Here is a 22,315-nt window from a genome sequence, read left to right on the forward strand (position 1 = left end):
CACGGTACGGGCTTGCGGCCCACGCAGTTGCGCTCAGTCCGCGCCGCTGGCTGCGCGCCAGCTATGCCATAGCTGCTGCACCGGCGGCGGATAGGCCTCCTTGCCGCCTAGTTCGCGTTGCAAGCGTAGCCGTGCCAGACGCGACCACACCCGATGCGGCCGCGCCAATGCCGGCTTGCGTGGCCATGCACGCAACAGCTGCGTGCGCCAGGCCACCGTGGTGACACCGCCAGGCGCGGCGCTGTCGCCGGCCACGCGCTGCCGCGCGTCCAGCCATTGCACCGATACCGCAGTGGCATCGCTTGGCACCGTGCGCGTAAACAGCACCGCTTCCACTGCAACCACTGCCTCGGAAAAACCACGCAGTTGATCCAGCGCCTGCTGCAGCGATGCAGGCTGCGCGCGTGCCACCTGCATCGCCGGCAAGGTCTCGGCCAACTGCGCCCACGGCGCACGCACCGGCTCCAGCACGCGTCCCAACGGATGCCGCGAGCGTTGACCGGACCAATCGCGCAGCTCCTGCTGCCACCACGCCAGCTTGGCGTCGGCCGGCAACGGGTCGCCGGGGATATTCATGATGTCCTCCCATTCCTGCAGCAAGGCGAACCAGGCCGCGGTCAGGTGGCGCTGCGCTGCGGGAACGAACGGCTCGGCAACCGACCACTCCGGCCAGCGGGTTCGCCACTTGTCGAGAAAACTGTCGAGAGCGCTGGATTGGCTCATGGCGGGTCCAGAAATAAGTTCAAAAGAATCAGGTCTGCGGCCACGTGGCCGGGTTCCACAGCAGCTGCGGCTGGTCCACCAGCACGTCGGCCTGCCAGCGTTCCGGAACGTCGTCGTGCAGGCGATAGCCCCACAACACCGCCACCGACGGCATGTTGGCCGAGCGTGCCGCGAGAATGTCGCGCTCGTCGTCGCCGACGTAGACGCACTGCGCAGGCGCAACGCCGATGCGTTCGGCGGCGGTCAGCAACGGCAGCGGATGCGGCTTGCGGTCGGGCAAGGTATCGCCGCCGATCAACACGGCGCAGCGCTGCTGCCAGCCCAGCTGCGGCAGGATCAGGCGCGCGAGAGATTCGGGCTTGTTGGTGACCACGCCCCAGATGCAGCCGGCCGCTTCCAGCCGCGACAGCAGCGCTTCGACACCATCGAACAGCTGCGAGTGGGTCCCGATCAAGCCTTCGTAGCGACGCAGGAACTACGGCACCAGGTAGGCGCGCGCAGCGTCATCGAGTTCGGCAAAGGCGACACCCACCATCGCACGCGCGCCTTTGGACACCACCGGCCGCAGCTGCTCCAACGCAATCGGCGCACGCTCCCTTGCCGCCAGCATCGCGTTGACCGTGGCCAGCATATCCGGCGCGCTATCCAGCAAGGTGCCATCCAGATCGAACAACGCCGCACGCGGAAAACTCACGCGCCCACCAACCGCGACCAACGACAAGCAGCGCGGCAGGAATCGAAAGACATCAAGATCGCAGCCAACCGCGGTTGCGAATGCCGAATCCCCACGCCCCAATTCCCGCCCGTCACGGCCTCACCGCGTACGCCAGATAATTGACCTCGGTGCGCGAGGACAACCGCGCACGATTGCGCCACGGCTCGTACAGCATGCCGCTGACGTCTTGCAGCTGCAGTTCGGCGCTGCGCAACCACGCCGCAAGTTCTGCCGGCTTGATGAAGTCCTTGTAGTGATGCGTGCCTTTGGGCAACAACCGCGCGATGTATTCGGCACCGACCACCGCCAGCGCGAATGCGGCCGGCGTGCGATTGAGCGTGGACAGGAACAGCTTGCCGCCCGGCTTGAGCAGGCTGGCGCAGGCACGGATGATCGCGGTCGGGTCCGGTACGTGTTCAAGCATTTCCATGCAGGTCACCGCATCGAAACTGCCCGGCTGCTCGGCTGCCAGGTCTTCCACCGACTGCACGCGGTAATCCACCTGCACGCCCGATTCCAGGCTGTGCAGCCGGGCGACTTTCACCAGCTCCGGTGCCAGATCGATTGCGGTGACCTGCGCACCCAGGCGCGCCATCGACTCGCTGAGCAAGCCACCGCCGCAGCCGACATCCAGCACGCGGGCGCCGGCCAGTTCCTGGCGCGCGGACACGTAGGCAAGGCGCACCGGGTTGAGCGCATGCAGCGGCTTCTGCGGGCCGTCGGCGTCCCACCAGCGGTTGGCCAGCGCGGCGAATTTGTCCAGCTCGGCCTGACGGAAATTGCTGGAGGTGGATTGGGTCGTGGGATTCATGCGGAACTCCGGGATGCGATAACGCGCGGTCAGGCGCGGACGGTGCGGATGCGTTCGCGCCATTGCCGCGCATTGGCGACCAGGGCAGCGGTATCCATGTCGATCAACTCGCGCTGCACCAGCTTGGGCTTGCCGGCGATCCACACATCGGTGACCTGATGACGGCCGGCGGCATAGATCAATTGCGACAGCACATGATGCAGCGGCTGGGTCTCCAGCGCAGACAGATCCACGCAGACCAGATCGGCCTGCTTGCCGATTTCGATCGACCCGATCTTGTCGCCGAAGCCCAACGCACGCGCGCCGCCCAACGTGGCCGCGCGCAGCGTGGTGGCCGCATCCAGCGCGGTGGCATCGTTGGCGACTGCCTTGGCCAGGATCGCGGCGGTGCGGTTTTCGCTGAACATGTCCAGATCGTTGTTGCTGGCGCAGCCGTCGGTGCCGATGGCCAGATTCACCCCTGCGCGTTGCAGTGCGCAGGCCGGGCAGAAGCCCGAGGCCAGCTTGAGGTTGGACTCGGGGCAATGCACCACGCTGACGCCGCGCTCGGCGCACAGATGGATTTCCGCATCGGTGAGCTGGGTCATGTGCACGGCGATCAGGCGGTCGTTGACCAGGCCCAACCGATCCAGACGCGCCAGCGGGCGCTGGCCATATTGCTTGACCGAATCGGCCACTTCCTGCGCGGTTTCATGCGTGTGCAGATGCACCGGCATGTCCAGCTGATCGGCGAGCATGCGCACGCGCTCGAAGTTGGCGTCATTCACCGTATACGGCGCATGCGGTGCGAACGCGGTGCCGATCAACGAATCGTCGCGCCATTGGTCGTGCAACTCACCGGCCCGCGCGAAGTATTCGTCGTCCGACGATGCCCACGCGGTGGGGAAATCGATGATCACCGCGCCCACCAGCGCACGGAAACCGTGTTGTTTGTAGACCGCCGCCTGCACATCGGCAAAGAAATAGTTTTCGTTGACGCAGGTGGTGCCGCCGCGCAGCATCTCGGCGATGGCCAGCGTGGTGCCGTCGGCCACGAACTCCGGGCCGATCACCGCCGCTTCCACCGGCCAGATGTGCTGCTGCAGCCACACCATCAGCGGCAGATCGTCGGCAATGCCGCGCAGCAGCGTCATCGGGTTGTGCGTATGCGCATTGACCAGACCCGGCATCAGCGCCGCCTCCGGGCGCGAGACGGTCTGCTTCGGCGCAAAGCGCGTGCGTGCTTCGGCAGTCGGCAGGATCGCCACGATGACGCCGTTGCTGACCGCCACCGCGTGGTCTTCGAGCACCACCGCATGCGGTTCGATCGGCACCACGTAACCGGCTTCGATCAACAGGTCGCACGCTTCGGGAGGGGCATTGGTCATGAGCGTATCCATAAAGGGTTAGTTGTCGAACGGCCAGCTGCGATCGCCACCGGCCACAGGCACATAGCGCTGGCCGTTGTAGCGCAGCACCTGGCGCACGCGACGGGTGCGTTCGGTATCGGTGTCGCTGCCAGCAGTGCTCTCCGTGGTAGCGACGTTAGCTGTCAGCACGATGTCCGCATAGACGGCATGTGCCTGCGGCGCCATGCTCAGGCTCAGATTGGCGACTTCGGTGATGACATCGCCCCTGCCCATCATGCACGGCTCGCCTTTCACACGCTGCCACGCATACAGATCGCGTTGCAGCACCGGGCGCAAGTTGCGCCCTTCGCGTACCAGCAAGGTCAATGCCTGATTGCTGTAAAAATCCGGGCAGCTGGGCCCACGCGCAACGCTATGCACTACCAGGCCGATCGCACGCACGCCCTTGGTCAGGTCGTAGCGCGCCGTATCCAGGCGCAGGCTGTCGGCAGCGAGTTCGAAGGCGGCGTCCTCGCCCATTTCCTGCGCATAAAACGCCAGCACCTTGCCGCTGGCGGCATCGAGCATGGCCACGCGCAACTCAAGGTCGCGCTCGCCAGGCACACTCTCCGCATCGGCGGCAAATGCGATTGCGGCCAGCCGGATCGCCGGATCGTTCGGCCACGGCTTGCAGGTCTGCGCCACCGCACGCTCGACCGGCACCGTGGCTGCAGCGCCGCCCAGGACGCCGGAGGTTGCAATGGCCGCAACGGCGGCCACGTCACCGGCGTCGCAGGTTGCGGCGGCCGATTGCGCAAAGGCCGGGCACGCTACGAGCGCAGCCCACAGCCCCACCAGGACACCGGCACTGCGTACCGTTCGAACAGACAGGCGTCGCGGGTACATCCGGCTTACTTGACGCGCGCCGAGTATTCGCCCGAACGCGTATCGACCTTGATCACTTCGTCCTGATTGACGAACAACGGCACGCGCACCACCGCGCCGGTTTCCAGCGTGGCCGGCTTGCCGCCGCCGCCGGAGGTATCGCCGCGCACGCCCGGGTCGGTCTCGGTGATCTTCAGCTCGACGAAGTTCGGCGGCTGCACCCAGATCGGCGCGCCATTCCACAGCGTCACGATGCAGTCTTCCTCGCCCTTGAGCCACTTTTCCGCACCGCCCATGCCGGCCTTGTCAGCCTGCACCTGCTCGAAGGATTCCGGGTCCATGAAGTGCCAGTACTCGCCATCGCTGTACAGGTAACGCATGTCGGTATCGACCACGTCCGCCACTTCCACGTCATCGGTCGCCTTCATGGTCATTTCGACCACGCGGCCAGACTTGATGAAGCGGTACTTCATGCGGGTGAAGGCCTGGCCCTTGCCCGGCTTGACGTATTCGGTCTCGGTGATGACCGCCGGCTCGTTATTGACCAGGATCTTCATGCCGTTCTTGACGTCGTTCATGCCAACAGTGGCCATGGTGCAGCTCCTCGATAAGACCACGACCCGCCACACGGTGGCCGGTCGGATTAGAATGGGGCGCCCGCCGCAACCGGCGGGCATTGGTTTTGTGACCGCACATGATAACCGCAGCCCCCGTCGCCTTACAGCCATCCCCGCCCTCCACCCTGCAGCCGCCGCGCTGGCAGCAGCAGTGGCGCGATGCCGTGCGCGACCCGCGCGCGTTGCTGGAACTGCTGGGTCTGGACGCGCAAGCGGCCGGCATCAGTGCAGACGCAGCCGCGCAGTTTCCGCTACGGGTGCCGCAGGCCTTCGTGGCACGGATGCGGCACGGCGATCTGCACGACCCGCTGCTGCGCCAAGTGCTGCCGCTGGATGCAGAAATGCAGCCGGTGCCGGGTTTCGGCCTGGATGCGGTGGGCGACGCCGCCGCCAAGACGGCCGTCGGTGTGATCCAGAAATACCGCGGCCGCGCCTTGCTGATCGCCACCGGCAGTTGCGCGGTGCATTGCCGCTACTGCTTCCGTCGCCACTTCCCGTATGCGGAAGAAACCGCCGCGCGCGATGGCTGGCGTGAGGCGGTGGAGGCGATCGCCGCCGACCCGGACATCGACGAAGTGCTGCTATCCGGCGGCGACCCGCTGTCGCTGGCCACGCCCAAACTGGTTGAACTCACCGACGCCCTGGCTGCCATCGGGCACCTCAAGCGGCTGCGCATCCACAGCCGCTTGCCGGTGGTGTTGCCCGCACGCGTTGACGCGCCCTTGCTGGCCTGGCTGCGCAACCTGCCGTGGCCGGTGGCGTTTGTGATCCATGCCAACCATGCCAACGAATTCGATGCCGACGTGGACAGCGCAATGCACGCCTTGCGCGATGCCGGCGTGCAACTGCTCAATCAAGCGGTGCTGCTGCGTGGCGTCAACGACAGCGTGGACGCGCTGGCCGCATTGAGCGAACGCAGCTTTGCCGCCGGCGTGCTGCCTTACTACCTGCATCAGCTCGATCGCGTGGCCGGCGTGGCGCATTTCGAAGTGGACGACGCCCGCGCACGCGCCCTGCATGCGGAACTGGCCACGCGCCTGTCCGGCTATCTGGTCCCGCGCCTGGTACGCGAACTCCCCGGCGATACCGGCAAACGGCCGCTGTAACCAACCAGCTCAACCACGATGGATCGTAGGAGCGCACCCGGGCGCGACTGAGCCTTGCCGGTAACGCCACATCGCGCCCAGGTGCGCTCCTGCGGTGCTATCGGGTCACGCGGCAAATGAGCGAAGTGCCGAGCGATGGCCGTTGTAACCGCGCAAACCCAAACACTCCTCGTCGTAGGAGCGCACCCGGGCGCGACGAAGCCTTACCGATAACACCACATTGCGCCCAGGTGCGCTCCTACCGTGCTTAGCCCGCCGCGATCAGCTTGACCATATCTGCCGGGCTCAACGGCCTGCTGAACCAGTAGCCCTGCCCCAGATCGCAGCCGCGCTCGCGCAGCAGGTTGAACTGCGCCTCTTGCTCGATGCCTTCGGCAACTACCGTAATTCCCAGCGAGTGGGCCATGTTGATGATGGCGGTGGTCAGCGCCAGATCGTCCGGGTCGCGCTGCAGGTCGGCGATGAAACTCTTGTCGATCTTGACCCCATCCACCGGCACCTGGCGCAGATGGCTCAAGCCGGAGAAGCCGGTGCCGAAATCGTCCAACCACACCTTCACGCCGGTGCGGTGCAGCTGATCGAGCAGGCTGGCCGCCATCATCTCGTCGCCGATCACCGCGGTCTCGGTCAGTTCCAGATGCAGGCGCGCGGCCGGCAATCCGGACTCGGCCAGGCACTCGGCCACGGTGTCGATCAGGTCGCCGCTGCGCAACTGCCGCGGCGACACATTGACCGAAATAAACAGGCCCTCGCCAACTTCCGGCCACTGCGCCGCTTCCAGGCAGGCGGCGCGCAGCACCTTGGGGCCGATCATCTCGATCAGCCCGCTCTGCTCGGCAATGTCGATAAAGGTGGAGGGCGCAATCGTGCCCAGCGCCGGGTGCTGCCAGCGCAGCAGCACCTCCACCCCCACCAGCAGGCGGTCGCTGGTGCGGTAGATCGGCTGATACACCAGCCGCAACTCGTCGCGCTCCCAGGCACCGCGCAGCTCGTGCTCCATATGCACGCGACGCTCCACCGCATGGTCGGCCGCGCGGCTGTAGAAGCGGTGGCAGTTCTTGCCGGCGACCTTGGCCTGGTACATCGCGATGTCGCCGTTCTTCAACAGCGCGGTGGCATCGTTGGCATCGTCGGGGAACAACGTGATGCCGATCGAGGTGCCCAGGAACACTTCGCGGCCCTGTACGTTCAACGGGCGGCTCAACTCGTGCACCAGGCGGTCCGCCAGCTGCGCGGCGAGCAAGGTGACATCCCCGCTTTGCAGCAGGATCACGAACTCGTCGCCACCGAAGCGCGCCAGGATCGCATCGTCGCCGCCCAGCGCGGAAACCGCGCGACTGATCCGGCTGGCGAACTGCAACAAGGCCTCGTCGCCGGCTTCATGCCCCAGCGTATCGTTGACGCGTTTGAAGTCGTCGATATCGGCAAACAGCAGCGCCAGCTTGCTGTTGCTGCTGCGCGCGGTATTGAGCAGGTAGTCCAGACCTTCGCGAAAACCCAGGCGGTTGGTCAGCCCGGTCAGCGCATCGGTGTAGGCCATATGACGCACTTCGCGGTCGTGCCGGGCAATGCTTTCGCTCATGCGGCCGAATGCGGACATCAGCTCGCCGATTTCGTCGTTGCGCGGATGCGGCGGCAATTGCACGGCGTAGTCGCCGCGCTCGATCTGCCGCGCCGCCGCCGCGAGCAGCCGCACCGGCGCCACCAGCGTACGCTGCACATAGATCGCCAGCAGCACGCCCAGCGCCACCAACGCGGCCAGCAGCACCAGCAACCAGCCCAGATCGCGCTTGCCGATCGCATTGAGGTTCTGCACCAGGGTCAGGTTGGCGCTGGATTCGATCTTGCGCACGCGCTCGCGCGACATGCCCACGCGCACACCGCCGATGCGCTGATCGCCGATCTTGATCGGCACCGTCACGTCCAGCACCTCGGGCGAGGATTGCAGCAACATCGCCCGCGCCGCTACCGCCTTGGCGGCGAGCGGGTCGTTCATGCGCTGGCCGTAGCGCTGCAGATTGGGCGTGCCGTCGTGCACCAGCAGGCCGCGCCGGTCGAACACCAGCACATACGTCACTACCTGCTGGCGCGAGGCATTGCGCACCAACGCGCCCACCGCGCCCAGGTCGGAGTAATACAGCGGGTTGGCCAGCCCGGACGCCAGCTCGGTGGCCAGCGTCTCGCCGCGGGTGCGCAGGCTGCGATCGAACAGCTCGTGCAGGATCTGCCCGCTCAGCACGCGCACCTCGCGCTGCATCGCGCTCTGGCGTTGCAGCAGCGACGCCAGGATTGCGCCGACGAGCAGCAAGGTCAACGCCATGACCAACAGGAAACGTGCCTGCAACCCGAAGCGCACCTGGCTCATTCCATTTCATTCCTGACGTGCTGCAAGCCGGCGCTCAATGCATCCAGACGCCTGCGGCTCTCGCTATCGAGCGGGTGAAACGCGGTGGTGCCGAAGAAACGCTTGAGCGCCGGTGCGGCCTTCGGGTCGGAGGCGGCCTGCAGCAACACCGCGCGCAGGCGGCGCTCCACTGCCGGGTCCATGCCGGAGCGCACCATTTCCACCGCACGCGGCACCGGCGCGCTGCGGTACACGATACGGAAATCGCGCTTGAACACCGGCGGCAGATGCCGCTCGTCGTCCCAATCGAGATTGCTGAAAGCGCCCGCATCGATCAGGCGCTTGTGCACGAAGGCGGCGATGTTCAATTTCGAGCCGACCATCAGATAGCCCACCGAGCCAGGCACCTGCGGGTCGTCCGGCGACAGCAGCACATCGCAGGCGATGCCATTGCGGACCAGCTCCAGCATCGGCACCAGATAGCCGCTGGTGGACGATGCATTCTGCAACGCCAGGCTATGCCCGCGCAGCTGCGTGAGCGACTGGATCGGGCTGTCGCGGCGCACGAAAAACACCGTGTGGAACTCGCGCACGCCGCCACGTTCGGTCATCAGCAACGGGTGCGCGCCGCCGCGCCGCTCCAGCAACATCGCCGCACCAGTGGTCTCGCTGACCCAGTCGACCCGGCCACGCCGCAAATAGCTGGACATCTGGCGCGCATCCGGCGCCATCAGGATTTCGCCACGGCGGATGCCCACCTCGCGCATGCGCGGCACCACATAGTCCAGCAGCGGCTTGAGTTGATCGTAATGCGTGGCCGGGTCATCGCTAATCCGCCCAAGTACCAATACCGAGGAGGGCGCTGCCGCAGCGGTCGCGGCCAAACCTGCCCCGGCCAACAGCCAGCAGGCAATCAGACACCATTGTAGACCGCGCAAAACGGACACTCCCCTAGAGCCGCCAACAGCCTAGCCGAATCTGTGAAGATGTGACAGACGTCAGTTTCCGGCACGCTTGGCCAGCATCGCCATGCGCTGCGCATCGGACAGGATGCCGCGGATCAGCCGCACCTCCTGCTCGGTCATTTCCGCGCGCAACAACAGCCGCCGCAACTTGCGCATCGCCGACTCCGGCGCGCGCCCCTTGTGGAAGTCGATCTCGTCCAGGGTCTCGCCCAATTGGCCGAACATCCCCTCCAGCTGCGCATGGCTGGCGGGCGCGTCGCGCAGGCCGGAGGCAGCCGTCGGCGCCGGCTCGCCATCGCCGGCGGCCAATTGCGCCCGCCGCACTTCGTAGGCGAGCACCTGCACTGCCGCCGCCAGATTGAGCGAACTGAACTGCGGGTCGGACGGGATATGCACCGCCGCGTGGCAGAGCTGCAGTTCGTCGTTGGTCAGGCCGGTGCGCTCGCGGCCGAACACGAACGCCACCTCGGCCGGTTCGCTCGCCTTGGCCAGCGCGCGCTGCGCGCCTGCGTCCGGCAGCAATTCTTCCAGGGCCACCCGGCGCGCGCGCGCGGTGCAGCCGATCACCAGCGTGCAGTCGGCCACCGCCTCGCCCAGCGTGGCGAACAGCGGCGCATTGCCCAGCACGTCTTCGGCACCGGCCGAGCGCCGATACGCGTCTTCATCGAGTGCGCGCTCGGGCGCCACCAACACCAGCCGCGAGATACCCATGGTCTTCATCGCGCGCGCGGCGGCGCCGATGTTGCCCGGATGCTGGGTACCGACAAGAACAAAACGGATGCGCTGGCTGACGGACATGAACGGAGATTGGGGAGCTATTCGGCCGTAGATGGTAAACTGCGCGGCCGGCTTTCGCGCCGGACCGCTCTTTTACCTTCGCCATTTCCGATTCTGCCTTCACGGGAGCTTTAACCATGCAGAAACCCGCCGTCACCGTCATGGTCAAAGCCGCCCGCCTCGCCGGCAATGTGCTGTTGCGCGGTATCAACAAGCTGGATGCACTCAACGTGGTGCAGAAGGGCCGCATGGACTACGCAAGCGAAGTCGATGCCGATGCCGAGAAGGTCATCATCAAGGAACTCAAGCGCGGATATCCGGAGTACGCGGTGTTCGGCGAAGAAGGCGGCGTGCAGGGCGGCAAGAGTGGTCGCTACACCTGGGTCATCGACCCGCTGGACGGCACCAGCAACTATCTGCGCGGGTTTCCGCATTACTGCGTGTCGATCGCGCTGGTGGAAAACGGCGAACCCACCGATGCGGTGATCTTCGACCCGCTGCGCAACGAGCTGTTCACAGCCAGCCGCGGTGCCGGCGCAGTGCTCAACGACCGCCGCATCCGCATTGCCGAGCGCAAGGATCTGGAAGGCGCAATGATCCACACCGGCTTCCCGCCGCGCGAGCGCGCACGCATCAGTGCGCAGCTGAAGTGCGTCGATGCGGTGCTGGTGCAGGCCGAGGACGTGCGCCGCACAGGCTCGGCCGCGCTGGATCTGGCCTACGTGGCCTGCGGCCGCGCCGATGCCTACTTCGAAGCAGGCGTCAAAGCCTGGGACATCGCCGCCGGCGTGCTGCTGGTGCGCGAAGCCGGTGGCCGCGTCTGCGACTACAAGGGCGCCACCCCGCCGCGCATGGACAACATGGGCCCGGAAACTCAGCAGATCGTGGCCGGCAACATCAAGATCAGCGACGCGCTGCAGAAGGTCATCGTCAACACCGGCTACGCCCGCGAGTTCGACGCCAAGTTCTAACCGGTGCGCCGGCACCAGTAGGAGCGCACCCGGGCGCGACCGAAGCTTTCCACCAGAAAGCCTCTCGCGCCCAGGTGCGCTCCTACATGACAGACCGCAGCAAACACAGAAGGCCGGGATCGCTCCCGGCCTTCTGCGTTACAGCGTCAGCTCAAGACTCAGGCAATCGCAGCGTGATAGCGGCGTTCGACTTCTTCCCAGTTGACCGCGTTGTAGAACGCGCCGATGTATTCCGGGCGGCGGTTCTGGTACTTCAGGTAGTACGCGTGTTCCCACACGTCCAGACCCAGGATCGGGGTGTTGCCTTCGAACAGCGGGCTGTCCTGATTGGCGGTGCTTTCCACCACCAGCTTCTTGTCCGGGGTCACGCTCAGCCATGCCCAGCCCGAGCCGAAGCGGCTGACGGCAGCCTTGGTGAAGGCTTCCTTGAACTTCTCGAAACCACCGATGTCCTTGTCGATCGCCTTGGCAACTTCGCCCTTGGGCTCGCCGCCGCCGTTGGGCGACAACACGGTCCAGAACAGCGAATGGTTGGCGTGGCCACCACCGTTGTTGCGCACAGGGCCTTGCAGGTTTTCCGGCAGGCTCTTCAGCTTGGACACCAGCTCGTCGATCGGCAGGTCGGCGTACTCGGTCCCTTCCAGCGCCGCGTTGACGTTGTTGATGTAGGTCTGGTGATGCTTGGTGTGATGGATTTCCATCGTCTGCGCATCGATGTTCGGTTCCAGCGCGTCGTAGGCGTAGGGCAACTGCGGAAGGGTGTAGGCCATGGGTGTCTCCTGGACTTGCCGCCCGGCGAAGACCGGGCGTTGCGGGGTAGATGGTAAGGACGCCGACGGCGCTTACCAAGGGTAGCGGCAGGGAAACTTCATCCCATTGCATCGGGTGCCGCGCCCTGTTGGCTGCACACCTTGCACCAGGCCCCGGTTACTTGGGCGTGAATCGCGCAGGTACACGGCCGCGTTCAAAGTCGACACAGTCGCGCAGCGGCATACTTGCTCTGCCGCACATTCTTCGCTTCCGGATCGTCTTCATGCGCAAGCCCGCTTTGCTGATCGTCGCCATCGTGCTGCTCATTGCCGGCTTATGGGGCATGCGGACGCTGCAGACGCCCAAGCCGCAGTTTGCGCCGCAGCTCAACGCACCGATCGCCGCAGCATCGCCAGCCCGTCGGGTGCCGCACTTGCCTGCCTTTCTGCCGACCGAAGCCATGGCTACCATCGTCTTGATCCAGCGCGGCGGGCCGTTTCCGTATCCGCAGGATGGCAGCGTGTTCGGCAATCGCGAACACCGGCTACCGGAGCGCCCGCGCGGCTATTACCGCGAATACACCGTCGACACACCCGGCAGCGCCGATCGCGGCGCACGCCGCATCGTCACTGGCGGCACCCCGCCGCAGACCTGGTACTACAGCGACGATCATTACCAAACCTTCAAATCGTTCCAGGGCCCGACACCGGAGCAGGCGCCATGAGCGCGGGCGACTTTGCGCTGGACCTGTCCGACCCGCAGCAATCAGGCGTCTATCAAGCCGACACCGCCGATCTGGACACCATGGCAGCGCTGGCGCGCGATGCCAGCTTGCGCATCCTGCGCGTGGATCTGGCCACCTGCAGCGACAAACGCATGCTGTTGATGCGCCTGGCCACCCAACTGGATTTCCCCGCCAACTTCGGCCGCAACTGGGATGCATTGAGCGATGCGCTGCGCGATCTGGCCTGGTTGCCCTCCCCGCACGGCTATGCGTTGTTGATCGACGGCGCCGAGGCATTGGCGCAGGCAGCGCCGAACGAGCGCGATACCTTGCTGGATATTCTCGATGAAGCCGCCACTGCCTGGGCCGCTCGCGGGCTCACATTTGCAGCGTTTGTGGCGCCTGCGAGTGCTTGCGATTGAGAGCGGCTAACACACCCTCTCGAACGCCGTTGCGATGGCGGCAACGTCTTGGCCACAAATGACGCAGTGTTGGGAATGGCAGCGAAATTCAGATGCAATCAAAAGCCTGGTTGGTCGAGTGTGTGGTGCGCTCCCCGTCCGCGGGACACGCCGCGATCGTAGGCGGGCAAGGACGCCGCAACCAGGCCGCAGATCAACCGCTCCACAAGTGATCCATCAGCACTGTTCAATCACTCCAAGACAACCGGGTTTTCGACTTAAAAAGGCGCTCAGATGGAGTCGAAGCCTAGGTTGAAAGCTTAGAGCGGTCGAATCCTGATGGAACCACGAAGCAGGCCGCGCCCACCTCGCGATGCGTGTTTGCCGCGCCTACAAACCCACAAGACCGGCACGCAGTCGCGCGCCGGTCCGGCAATCAACTATCCAGCTCGCTCCAGCGCGCGAACGCCGCATCCAGCTGCGCCTGCGCATCTCCCAGCGCGGCGGTATGCGCGGCCATCGCTGCGCTGTCGCGCTGATAGAAGGCCGGGTCGTTCATCGCATTGGTGAGCGCTGCGACCTGCTGCTCCAGGCTGTCGATCAAGGCCGGCAACTGCTCCAGTTCGCGCGCATCCTTGTAGCTGAGCCTGCGCCTGGGCGCGGCTTCCGCTGATGCGGCAGCGGACGCCGTTGGCGTCGTCGCAGCCGCCGTCGCCGAGGCCTTGGCGACGGCCATCGCATTGGTGGCCGGCGTCCGCCGCTGACGCAATGAATCGCTATAACCGCCGACGTAATCGCCGATCAGACCATCGCCTTCCATCACCAGCGTCGAGGTCACCACGTTGTCGAGGAAGTCGCGGTCATGGCTGACCAGCAGCAAGGTGCCGGTGTATTCGCCAAGCAACTCTTCCAGCAGCTCGAGCGTTTCCACGTCCAGATCGTTGGTGGGTTCGTCCATCACCAGCAGGTTGGACGGCTGCGCAAACAACCGCGCCAGCAGCAGGCGATTGCGCTCGCCACCGGACAGCCGCGTGATCGGCGCGCGTGCGCGCTCGGGCGTGAACAGGAAATCCTGCAGATACGCATGCACATGCTTGCGCTTGCCGTTGATCTCCAGGAAATCGCGGCCTTCGGCCACGTTTTCAATCGCGCTCCAATCCTCGCGCAGGGTCGAGCGGTACTGGTCGAAGTACGCAATCTGCAGATTGGTACCGATGCGGATTTCGCCTTCCTGCGCCTGCAGATCGCCCAGCAACAACTTGAGCAAGGTGGTCTTGCCGCTGCCGTTGGGGCCGATCAGACCGATGCGATCGCCACGCTGGATGATGGTCGAAAAGTCCTTGACCATCGTGCGCGCACCGAACGCAAAGCCGACCTCCTTGGCCTCGATCACCTTCTTGCCGGACGACTCGCCCTGCGAGACTTCCATGCGCACATTGCCGGTCAGGTCGCGACGCTGCACGCGCTCGTTGCGCATCGATTCCAGACGCCGCACACGCCCTTCGTCACGGGTACGCCGCGCCTTGATGCCCTGCCGGATCCAGACTTCTTCCTGCGCCAGCATCTTGTCGAAGCGGGCATTTTCCTGCGCCTGCGCATTGAGCCGTTCTTCGCGACGGCGCTCGTAATTGGCCCAGTCGCCCGGCCAGCTGGTGACCTGGCCACGATCGATTTCGACGATGCGGGTCGCCAACGCACGCAGAAAGCGCCGGTCATGGGTCACGAACAGCACGCTGCCGCTCCAGCCTTTCAGGAACGATTCCAGCCAATCGATCGCTTCGATATCCAGATGGTTGGTCGGCTCGTCCAGCAGCAGCACATCCGGCGAGGACACCAGCGAGCGCGCCAACAGCACACGTCGCTTCATGCCGCCGGACAGCCGCGCAAACTCCGCATCGCCGTCCAGTTCCAGCTTGGTCAGGGTCTCGGTGACGCGCTGATCCAGCGCCCAACCGTCGGCCGCGTCGATCTTGGCCTGCACCTTGCCGAACGCCTCGGCATCGAACACCTCGGCATGGCTGAGCTGATGGAACTCGGCCAGCCAGTGGCCCAGTTCGCCCAGGCCATCGGCCACCACGTCGAACACGCTGCCGCCGGTACCTTGCGGCACCTCCTGCTCCAGCCGTGCAATGCGCACACCCTGCTGCACGCGCACTTCGCCGTCGTCGGGCTTGAGCTCGCCGGCGATCAGTTTCATCAAGGTCGATTTGCCGGCGCCGTTGCGGCCGATCAGGGCGATACGCTCGCCCGGCTCGATCGTGAGGTCGGTTTTTTCCAGCAACAAGGGGCCGCCGACGCTGTAGTCGACGCTTTGCAGAGTGATTAAAGGCATGTGCCAATTGTACGGGAATCGGGAATGGTGAATCGGGAATGGAAAAAGCCGCAGCCACTGCCTTTGCGATTCCCGATTCCCACTCCCGATTCCCGGCTAAAATGCGCCATGAACGAATTCTCCGCGCTGCCGCTGTCGCCGGCCCTGGCCCCCGGCATCGACGCCCTTGGCTACACCGTCCTTACTCCCATCCAGGCACAGAGCCTGCCGCCGATCCTGCAGGGGCTGGACGTCATCGCCCAGGCGCCGACCGGTAGCGGCAAGACCGCCGCGTTCGGGCTGGGCCTGCTGCAGAAGCTCGACCCTGCATTGACCCGTGCGCAGGCGCTGGTGCTCTGCCCCACCCGCGAACTGGCCGACCAGGTCGGCAAGCAGCTGCGCAAGCTGGCCACCGGCATCCCCAACATGAAGCTGGTGGTGCTCACCGGCGGCATGCCGCTGGGCCCGCAGCTGGCCTCGCTGGAAGCGCACGACCCGCAAGTGGTGGTCGGCACGCCCGGCCGCATCCAGGAACTGGCCCGCAAGCGCGCCCTGCATCTGGGCGGCGTACGCACGCTGGTGCTGGACGAAGCCGACCGCATGCTCGACATGGGCTTCGAAGAACCCATCCGCGAAATCGCCAGCTGCTGCGACAAACACCGTCAGAGCCTGCTGTTTTCGGCCACCTTCCCGGACATCATCCGCACCTTGGCGCGCGAGATCCTGAAGGACCCGATCGAAATCACCGTCGAAGGCGCCGACAACGCGCCGGAAATCGATCAGCAGTTCTTCGAGGTCGACCCGACCTATCGGCAGAAGGCCGTCGCCGGCCTGCTGCTGCGCTTCAATCCCGAATCCAGCGTGGTGTTCTGCAATACCCGCAAGGAAGTGGATGAAGTGGCCGGGTCGCTGCAGGAGTTCGGTTTCTCCGCACTCGCGCTGCATGGCGACATGGAACAGCGCGACCGCGACGAGGTGCTGGTGCGTTTCGTCAACCGCAGCTGCAACGTGCTGGTGGCCAGCGATGTGGCCGCGCGTGGGCTGGACGTGGAAGACCTGTCGGCCGTGGTCAACTACGAGCTGCCCACCGACACCGAAACCTACCGCCACCGCATCGGCCGCACCGCCCGCGCCGGCAAGCGTGGGCTTGCGCTCAGCCTGGTGGCCTCACGCGAAACAGCGCGCACACAGGCGCTGGAAGCCGAACAAGGCCAGCCGCTGAAGTGGTCGCGTGCACCGTTGGCGACCGCGCGCCCGGCGCAGCTGCCGCAGGCGGCGATGACCACATTGCGGATCGACGGCGGCAAGACCGACAAGCTGCGTGCCGGCGACATCCTTGGCGCGCTCACCGGTGAAGCCGGCCTGTCGGGCGCGGCCATCGGCAAGATCGCCATCTACCCCACGCGCTCCTACGTCGCCATCGCCCGCGCGCACGTCGCCAAGGCGCTGGCGCATCTGCACGCGGGCAAGATCAAGGGACGCCGGTTCCGGGTCAGCAAGCTCTAGGCAACAGTCACAGCCTGCGCGAGCGCATGCAGCTGGATGCGGCGTCGGCCGCGTCCAGCGGGTCTCACGCGATAGACGCGATCGATAGGCGGCCGGTGCAATGCCGGCCGCATGCGGGGCCTTGCCGGCGTTACGCCGATGCGTGCACCTGCTCGCAGCATTGACTGCCGCGATACACGATTGGCGCGGCCAACACCCCGTAGCGCGCAGCTCTGGGCAGGCACCGGAGCATGGCGGAGAGCTGCGATGCAGACGCATTCGCTGTGCACCCCGGGGGCCGTTGCGCCTGCCTGCTGGCAAGCGCACTGCGAACACCCCCGCGCCTGTCTACCGGCAAGCGCGCCAGGCCAGACGGTCGACCTCAGTAAGCCAAGGTCGCCAGCAGCGGCACATCGTTGGCCCATTTTTCGCGGCCCTGCAGTGCCTTCAGCTCGACCAGCACCGCCGCGCCGACAATCTCCAGTTCCAGCTGTGCGGCCAGCCCCAGCGCAGCACGCAGCGTGCCGCCGGTGGCCAGCACGTCGTCGACAATCAACACGCGCGCGCCGCGCGGCAGTGCGTCTTCGTGCATTTCGATGCGATCGGTACCGTATTCCAGGGCATATTCCTGGATCAGGGTGCGGCCCGGCAGCTTGCCCGGCTTGCGCACCGGCACGAACCCGGTGCGCAGTTCGCGCGCCAGGGCCGCCCCCAGGATGAAGCCGCGCGCCTCGATGCCCAGCACCGCGTCCAACGGTGTGGTGCGCCAGGGCTGCGCCATCTCATCCAGCGCGGAGGCGAAATCCGGGCCGTCGGACAACAGCGGGGTGATGTCCTTGAACACGATCCCCGGCTTGGGGAAGTCGCCAATGTCGCGAATCCGTTCCGACCAGTGATTGGGGCCGGAGGAGTTGGTGCCGGCGCAGCGGGTGCAGTCTGTCATGGTGGGATGGCGTCGTTGCCGGTGGGGACCGCCCTATTCTAGGCTGCGCAGGGCTTGACGCGGCATTTACGGCGTCCATGCGTCTGAGCGCGTCAGGAACTGCACGACAGCATCGAACACCCGGCGCGATCGCGTGCCCACTCCGGCCGGCGGGCTGCGAACGCGGCATTGCCGGGTTGGTCGTCGTAGGGCCGGCGCATGACCTCCAGCACTTCCTGCACGCCCGATGGGTCGCCCTGCTCTGCTTTGTCGATCGCCTGCTGCGCCAGGTAATTGCGCAGCACGTAACGCGGGTTGGCCAGGCGCATCCGCTCGCGCCGTTGCTCCGGCGACAGGCTGTCCTGCTGCACCCGGGCCGCATAGCGCTGCAACCAGTCGTGCAGCTGCGACGCAGTCGCTACCCGCTTGTCGTCGTCGTAGAACGCATCGCGCAGCAGCGGTGGGTCCGGCTGTTCAGGCGTGAGGTCGACCAACGCGCGGAAGGTCAGGGTCATGTCCATTTCCGCCTCGCGCATCAGCGCGCGCAGCGCATCGATCAGTTGCAGGTCCTCGTCGCGGCAGTCGGCCAGCCCCAACTTGGCAGCGGTGTCGTTGCGGTCGCACGCCAGATACGTGTCGCGAAAGCGGTCCAGCCCCTGTTGCAACGGCGCCTGGTCGGCGAACAGCGGCGCCAGCGCCTGCGCCAGACGGCCAAGGTTCCAGTACGCCACCTGCGGCTGGGTGCCGAAGCGATAGCGGCGGCCCTGCGCATCGGTGGTGTTCGGGGTCCAGTCCGGGTCGTAATCGTCGACCCAGCCATACGGGCCGTAATCGATGGTCAGGCCCAGGATCGACATGTTGTCGGTATTCATCACCCCGTGCACGAAGCCCACCCGCATCCAGTGCGCCACCATCACTGCAGTGCGTTCGCAGACCTGCGCGAACCACGCCGCGTAGATCGCCTCGCCCGCGCCTTCCAGTTCGGGGAAATCGCGCGCGATGGTGAACTCCACCCATTGCCGCAACAGGACAACATCGCCGCGCACGCTCGGCAATTCGAAATTGCCGAAACGGATGAACGACGGCGCCACCCGGCACACAATCGCCCCCAGCTCACGCTGCGGCCGGCCGTCGTAGAACATGTCCCGCACCACTGCATCGCCGGTGGTCACCAGGCTCAGCGCACGCGTGGTCGGCACGCCCAGGTGGTGCATCGCTTCGCTGCACAGGAATTCGCGAATCGACGAACGCAACACGGCGCGGCCATCGGCGCCGCGCGAATACGGCGTTGGGCCGGCGCCCTTGAGCTGCAACTCGTAGCGCCCGCCATCCACACCGATCGCCTCGCCCAGCGAAATCGCCCGGCCATCGCCCAGTTGACCTGCCCAATGGCCGAACTGGTGGCCGCCGTAGTTGACCGCCCATGGCTGCATGCCCGGATACAGCGCATTCCCGCCAAAGACCTCGGCAAAGCGCGTACTAGCCATCTCGGCCGCATCGAATCCAAGCAGCTGCGCCATCTCCGGCGAATAGGCGATCACGCGCGGTGCGGCGACCGGGGTCGGCAACACCGACGACCAGGCCGCGCTGACCTCGCGACGGCGCGGCCCCTGTTCCGGGTCGCCGGGCAACTGTTGGCGCAGGCGATTATCAAAGTGCAGGTCTGTCATGCGCCAAGCCTAGGCCACCAATGGTGAACTTGCAGGGGGGCCGCATCCGGGCGTGCGTACGCACCGTAGGTTCAATTCGCATATCGATACCAAACGAGCTACTCCTGCACATGCTGGCGACAACAGATCACCGCCAATACGCGTCCCAATCGGCACACGGCCGCCGATGCAATGCGCAATTGGCGGACATCGTTGCCGATGGACGTGCATGCGATCCAGCGCGCACCACTTGTTCCTACCCGACCGACTCACGCCCCTTCCTGACCGACATCTCCCATGCCTGTTCGCACCTTCCGCTGGATCCGTCCCGCCCTCCTGCTGCTCGGCTCGCTCACACTGACGGCCTGCAGCAGCGTGTTCTATAGCGGTATCAATGCGGTCTCCAGCCGCGATGGCGTCGTCGAACACCCCAACCAGGTGTTCGATCCGGAACACGGTCTGGCGCTGGATGTCTACCAGCCACGCGGCGCGGTCGATGCGCCAGTGGTGGTGTTCTTCTATGGCGGCACCTGGAAACGCGGCAAGCGCGCCAACTATCGCTGGATGGGTGAGGCGCTGGCCCGTCAAGGTGTGGTCGCGATGGTGGCCGACTACCGCAAGTACCCGCAGGTGGGACTACAAGGCTTCATGGCCGACGCCGCCAGCGCAACTGCCTGGAGCTACCGGCACGCACAGGAGTATGGCGGCGACCCCAAGCGGCTGGCGGTGATGGGACACTCGGCCGGCGCCCACATCGCCGGGCTGCTGGCAACCGACCGCAACTGGCTGCAGGCGCAAGGCCTGCAGCCGCAGCAGCTGTGCGGCTTTATCGGCCTGGCCGGCCCGTATGACTTTCTTCCGATGACCGACCCCGAACTGGTCGAGATCTTCGGCACCTCGCCAGCCGATCAAGCCAGGTCGCAACCGATTCTCTATGTCGACGGCAATGAGCCGCCGATGCTGTTGTTGCACGGCGACGCCGACCGCGTCGTCGAGCCACAAAACAGCGTTGCGCTGGCCGCAGCCATGCGTAGTAAGGGAGAAAACGTGCAGGTCAAGTTCTATCCCGGTCTCGGCCATATGCGTCTGGTACTCGCCTTCCGCAAGCCGCCGGCCGATTCGCCGCAACTCCGCGACACCCTGCAGTTCCTTCGGCAGTGCAAGGCGCCCTGAGGCTGGGCTGGCGGCCGTCATGCTTGACTGAGCAGCTGCCACCCCGACAAGCATCACGCATCCAGCAACGACGTGGCTGCCAGCGACACGCCGTTGCCAAGCCAGGGGTCAGTCGTTGTTGTTGCGCCCCATCAGCGCGTAGGGGCCGCCTTTCTTCAGTGCAGCCTGGTATGCGGGGCGCGCCTCGATCCGTTGCAGAAACGCGCGCAAGCGCGGGTAGTTCTCCAGCCCGCCACCACGTGCGGCCGCAGCCTGCACCGGAAAACTCATCTGAATATCGGCAGCGGTAAAACGTTCGCCGGCAAACCAGGCGGTGGCCTGCAGCGACTGCTCCATCCAGTCCAGATGCAACTTCACCTGCGGGCCAACAAAGCCGGACATCGCCTTGTCCACGATGCCACGCGCAATGGGTTTGGCGAAGAACGGCATCGGCGCGCTACGGATGCGAGCGAAGATCAACGTCATCAGCAGCGGCGGCATCGCCGAGCCTTCGGCGTAGTGCAGCCAGTACCGGAACTGCTGACGCTCCGGGGAGTCGATCGGCCGCGCAGGCGGCGACAGCGCGCATTCGGTATCGTAGCGCTCGGTCAGATACTCGAGAATGGCGCCCGACTCGGCAATGGTCAGGCCGCCATCGACAATGACCGGCGACTTGCCCAGCGGGTGGATCGCGCGCAACTCTGCCGGGGCCAACATGGTCTTGGGATCGCGCTCATGGCGCACGATCTGATAAGGCAGCGCCAACTCTTCAAGCAGCCACAGCACGCGCTGGGAACGGGAGTTGTTGAGGTGGTGAACAGTGATCATGACAAGCGGCCGCACACGGAAAACGCCATCCTACCCACCTGGACGTCATTGCCGCGCGCAAGCACTGCCGCCCGCCGAGCAATCGTCGGTCTGTCGCTTGGTCGTTCTTGCGTATCGCCCCACACAACGCACGCGGTGAGCAATCGCCGCAGAGGCAGGCTGGCCACCTCACGTGGTTGGACGACTGGAAGCGGCAGGGAGACCGGGAAACTCGGCAGATCCAACACAGGAAAGGCACGACCTGGATGCAGACCAGCCGTGGGGTGGAGACACACACGACCACACCGGCGCAGAATCACTACCGGACAATAAAAGCGCCGACAATAAAAAACGCCAGTCGCTTGCGCGACCGGCGTTTTTGGCAACCCGAAGGTTGCAGACGGATTAGACCGCCTGCACCTGGTCAGCCTGCATGCCCTTCTGGCCCTGCACGGCGACGAAGGTGACCTTCTGGCCTTCCTGCAGTGACTTGAAGCCGGTGCCCTGGATGGCACGGAAGTGCACGAACAGGTCCGGGCCGCTTTCCGGGGTGATGAAGCCGAAGCCCTTGGCATCGTTGAACCACTTCACGGTACCGCTCTGACGATCTGACATTTACAAACTCCTGAACTATAGATGGATAAATCGCAGCGTCCGAAAAGCCGGAACTGAGACTGAGTTGCAGGCGTTGGTAAAGCGGAACGATGAAGCGAGATCTGTAACGATCCGGCTGCACCAGGCCACGATTCACGGTGACCCTTGCAAACACAGTGCGTGCACAGTACTCGTGTTTTCGGCAAAAAGCGACACCTTGGGTCAAATCTTTTGCAGTCAGGCCAAATCCGACTGTCTGTCAGGCCCATCCCCATCCA

General features: G+C 65.4%; 20 protein-coding genes and 1 pseudogene. 6 read left to right on the forward strand and 15 right to left on the reverse strand.

The window, feature by feature from the left end; genetic code table 11:
- Positions 1-33: 33 nt before the first annotated feature.
- The 6 genes and pseudogenes from XdyCFBP7245_RS05060 to efp all read right to left on the reverse strand — a co-directional run bounded on the left by XdyCFBP7245_RS05060 (position 34) and on the right by efp (position 5,055).
- Positions 34-723: an isoprenoid biosynthesis enzyme family protein gene (locus XdyCFBP7245_RS05060; protein WP_104614672.1), complete on the reverse strand. Its 690-nt coding sequence runs from the start codon at positions 721-723 to the stop codon at positions 34-36.
- 28 nt (positions 724-751) lie between these two features.
- A pseudogene (locus tag XdyCFBP7245_RS05065) lies at positions 752-1,417 on the reverse strand (phosphoglycolate phosphatase).
- 112 nt (positions 1,418-1,529) lie between these two features.
- The gene (ubiG, locus tag XdyCFBP7245_RS05070; RefSeq protein WP_104614734.1) at positions 1,530-2,249 is read right to left on the reverse strand and encodes a bifunctional 2-polyprenyl-6-hydroxyphenol methylase/3-demethylubiquinol 3-O-methyltransferase UbiG; all 720 of its coding nucleotides are present in this window, start codon (positions 2,247-2,249) and stop codon (positions 1,530-1,532) included.
- A 29-nt stretch (positions 2,250-2,278) separates the two neighbouring features.
- Entirely contained in the window at positions 2,279-3,616 is a 1,338-nt protein-coding gene (locus XdyCFBP7245_RS05075) for a TRZ/ATZ family hydrolase (RefSeq protein WP_170068524.1), read from the reverse strand.
- Between the two features lie 18 nt (positions 3,617-3,634).
- Positions 3,635-4,357, reverse strand: coding sequence for a PA3715 family protein (locus XdyCFBP7245_RS05080; RefSeq protein WP_449361607.1), 723 nt, complete (start codon positions 4,355-4,357; stop codon positions 3,635-3,637).
- Positions 4,358-4,488: 131 nt separating this feature from the next.
- Entirely contained in the window at positions 4,489-5,055 is a 567-nt protein-coding gene (gene efp, locus XdyCFBP7245_RS05085; RefSeq protein ID WP_039407624.1) for an elongation factor P, read from the reverse strand.
- Between the two features lie 101 nt (positions 5,056-5,156).
- Here efp and epmB point away from each other — a divergent pair, with 101 nt between their 5' ends.
- Positions 5,157-6,185 carry an EF-P beta-lysylation protein EpmB gene (gene epmB, locus XdyCFBP7245_RS05090; RefSeq protein ID WP_104614675.1) on the forward strand — a complete coding sequence of 343 codons (1,029 nt, stop codon included), beginning with the start codon at positions 5,157-5,159 and terminating at the stop codon, positions 6,183-6,185.
- Between the two features lie 247 nt (positions 6,186-6,432).
- Here epmB and XdyCFBP7245_RS05095 read toward each other — a convergent pair whose 3' ends face one another.
- From XdyCFBP7245_RS05095 to XdyCFBP7245_RS05105, 3 genes are read right to left on the reverse strand one after another with little or no spacing between them, the layout of a single operon-like run.
- On the reverse strand, positions 6,433-8,550 hold the full coding sequence (locus XdyCFBP7245_RS05095) for a putative bifunctional diguanylate cyclase/phosphodiesterase (protein WP_104614676.1): 2,118 nt from the start codon (positions 8,548-8,550) through the stop codon (positions 6,433-6,435).
- Positions 8,547-9,476: a phosphate/phosphite/phosphonate ABC transporter substrate-binding protein gene (locus XdyCFBP7245_RS05100; protein WP_170068525.1), complete on the reverse strand. Its 930-nt coding sequence runs from the start codon at positions 9,474-9,476 to the stop codon at positions 8,547-8,549. Before XdyCFBP7245_RS05100 ends, XdyCFBP7245_RS05095 begins: the two co-directional genes overlap by 4 nt.
- A 51-nt stretch (positions 9,477-9,527) precedes the next feature.
- Complete coding sequence (locus XdyCFBP7245_RS05105) at positions 9,528-10,292, reverse strand: RNA methyltransferase (protein ID WP_104614678.1); 765 nt, start codon at positions 10,290-10,292, stop codon at positions 9,528-9,530.
- Between the two features lie 116 nt (positions 10,293-10,408).
- Between XdyCFBP7245_RS05105 and XdyCFBP7245_RS05110 the strand changes: the two genes are divergently transcribed.
- Entirely contained in the window at positions 10,409-11,242 is an 834-nt protein-coding gene (locus XdyCFBP7245_RS05110) for an inositol monophosphatase family protein (protein ID WP_005994417.1), read from the forward strand.
- A gap of 158 nt (positions 11,243-11,400) precedes the next feature.
- Here the strand turns inward: XdyCFBP7245_RS05110 and XdyCFBP7245_RS05115 are convergent, their stop codons facing one another.
- Positions 11,401-12,012, reverse strand: a complete 612-nt coding sequence (locus XdyCFBP7245_RS05115; RefSeq protein ID WP_039434654.1) for a superoxide dismutase — start codon at positions 12,010-12,012, stop codon at positions 11,401-11,403.
- A 263-nt stretch (positions 12,013-12,275) separates the two neighbouring features.
- Here XdyCFBP7245_RS05115 and XdyCFBP7245_RS05120 point away from each other — a divergent pair, with 263 nt between their 5' ends.
- Both XdyCFBP7245_RS05120 and XdyCFBP7245_RS05125 read left to right on the forward strand, forming a co-directional pair.
- On the forward strand, positions 12,276-12,716 hold the full coding sequence (locus XdyCFBP7245_RS05120; RefSeq protein ID WP_104614679.1) for a ribonuclease: 441 nt from the start codon (positions 12,276-12,278) through the stop codon (positions 12,714-12,716).
- A complete protein-coding gene (locus XdyCFBP7245_RS05125) occupies positions 12,713-13,138 on the forward strand; it encodes a barstar family protein (RefSeq protein WP_104614680.1) in 426 nt (141 codons plus the stop codon). The genes XdyCFBP7245_RS05120 and XdyCFBP7245_RS05125 overlap by 4 nt, the downstream gene beginning before the upstream one ends.
- A gap of 415 nt (positions 13,139-13,553) precedes the next feature.
- Here XdyCFBP7245_RS05125 and XdyCFBP7245_RS05130 read toward each other — a convergent pair whose 3' ends face one another.
- A complete protein-coding gene (locus XdyCFBP7245_RS05130; RefSeq protein WP_104614681.1) occupies positions 13,554-15,449 on the reverse strand; it encodes an ATP-binding cassette domain-containing protein in 1,896 nt (631 codons plus the stop codon).
- Between the two features lie 108 nt (positions 15,450-15,557).
- On the opposite strand from XdyCFBP7245_RS05130, the gene dbpA reads away from it, so the two are divergent.
- Positions 15,558-16,934, forward strand: a complete 1,377-nt coding sequence (gene dbpA / locus XdyCFBP7245_RS05135) for an ATP-dependent RNA helicase DbpA (protein WP_104614682.1) — start codon at positions 15,558-15,560, stop codon at positions 16,932-16,934.
- 361 nt (positions 16,935-17,295) lie between these two features.
- On the opposite strand, the gene XdyCFBP7245_RS05140 is transcribed toward dbpA, so the two are convergent.
- The gene (locus tag XdyCFBP7245_RS05140) at positions 17,296-17,856 is read right to left on the reverse strand and encodes an adenine phosphoribosyltransferase (protein ID WP_104614683.1); all 561 of its coding nucleotides are present in this window, start codon (positions 17,854-17,856) and stop codon (positions 17,296-17,298) included.
- 92 nt (positions 17,857-17,948) lie between these two features.
- Positions 17,949-19,505 carry a protein adenylyltransferase SelO gene (locus XdyCFBP7245_RS05145; protein ID WP_104614684.1) on the reverse strand — a complete coding sequence of 519 codons (1,557 nt, stop codon included), beginning with the start codon at positions 19,503-19,505 and terminating at the stop codon, positions 17,949-17,951.
- A 276-nt stretch (positions 19,506-19,781) separates the two neighbouring features.
- Here XdyCFBP7245_RS05145 and XdyCFBP7245_RS05150 point away from each other — a divergent pair, with 276 nt between their 5' ends.
- Positions 19,782-20,657, forward strand: coding sequence for an alpha/beta hydrolase (locus XdyCFBP7245_RS05150; protein ID WP_104614685.1), 876 nt, complete (start codon positions 19,782-19,784; stop codon positions 20,655-20,657).
- 108 nt (positions 20,658-20,765) lie between these two features.
- On the opposite strand, the gene XdyCFBP7245_RS05155 is transcribed toward XdyCFBP7245_RS05150, so the two are convergent.
- Positions 20,766-21,464, reverse strand: coding sequence for a glutathione S-transferase family protein (locus XdyCFBP7245_RS05155; RefSeq protein WP_104614686.1), 699 nt, complete (start codon positions 21,462-21,464; stop codon positions 20,766-20,768).
- Positions 21,465-21,848: 384 nt separating this feature from the next.
- On the reverse strand, positions 21,849-22,058 hold the full coding sequence (locus XdyCFBP7245_RS05160; protein ID WP_006451993.1) for a cold-shock protein: 210 nt from the start codon (positions 22,056-22,058) through the stop codon (positions 21,849-21,851).
- Positions 22,059-22,315: the final 257 nt, after the last annotated feature.

This window comes from Xanthomonas dyei (genome assembly GCF_002939865.1).
In the GTDB taxonomy this organism is placed as follows: domain Bacteria; phylum Pseudomonadota; class Gammaproteobacteria; order Xanthomonadales; family Xanthomonadaceae; genus Xanthomonas; species Xanthomonas dyei.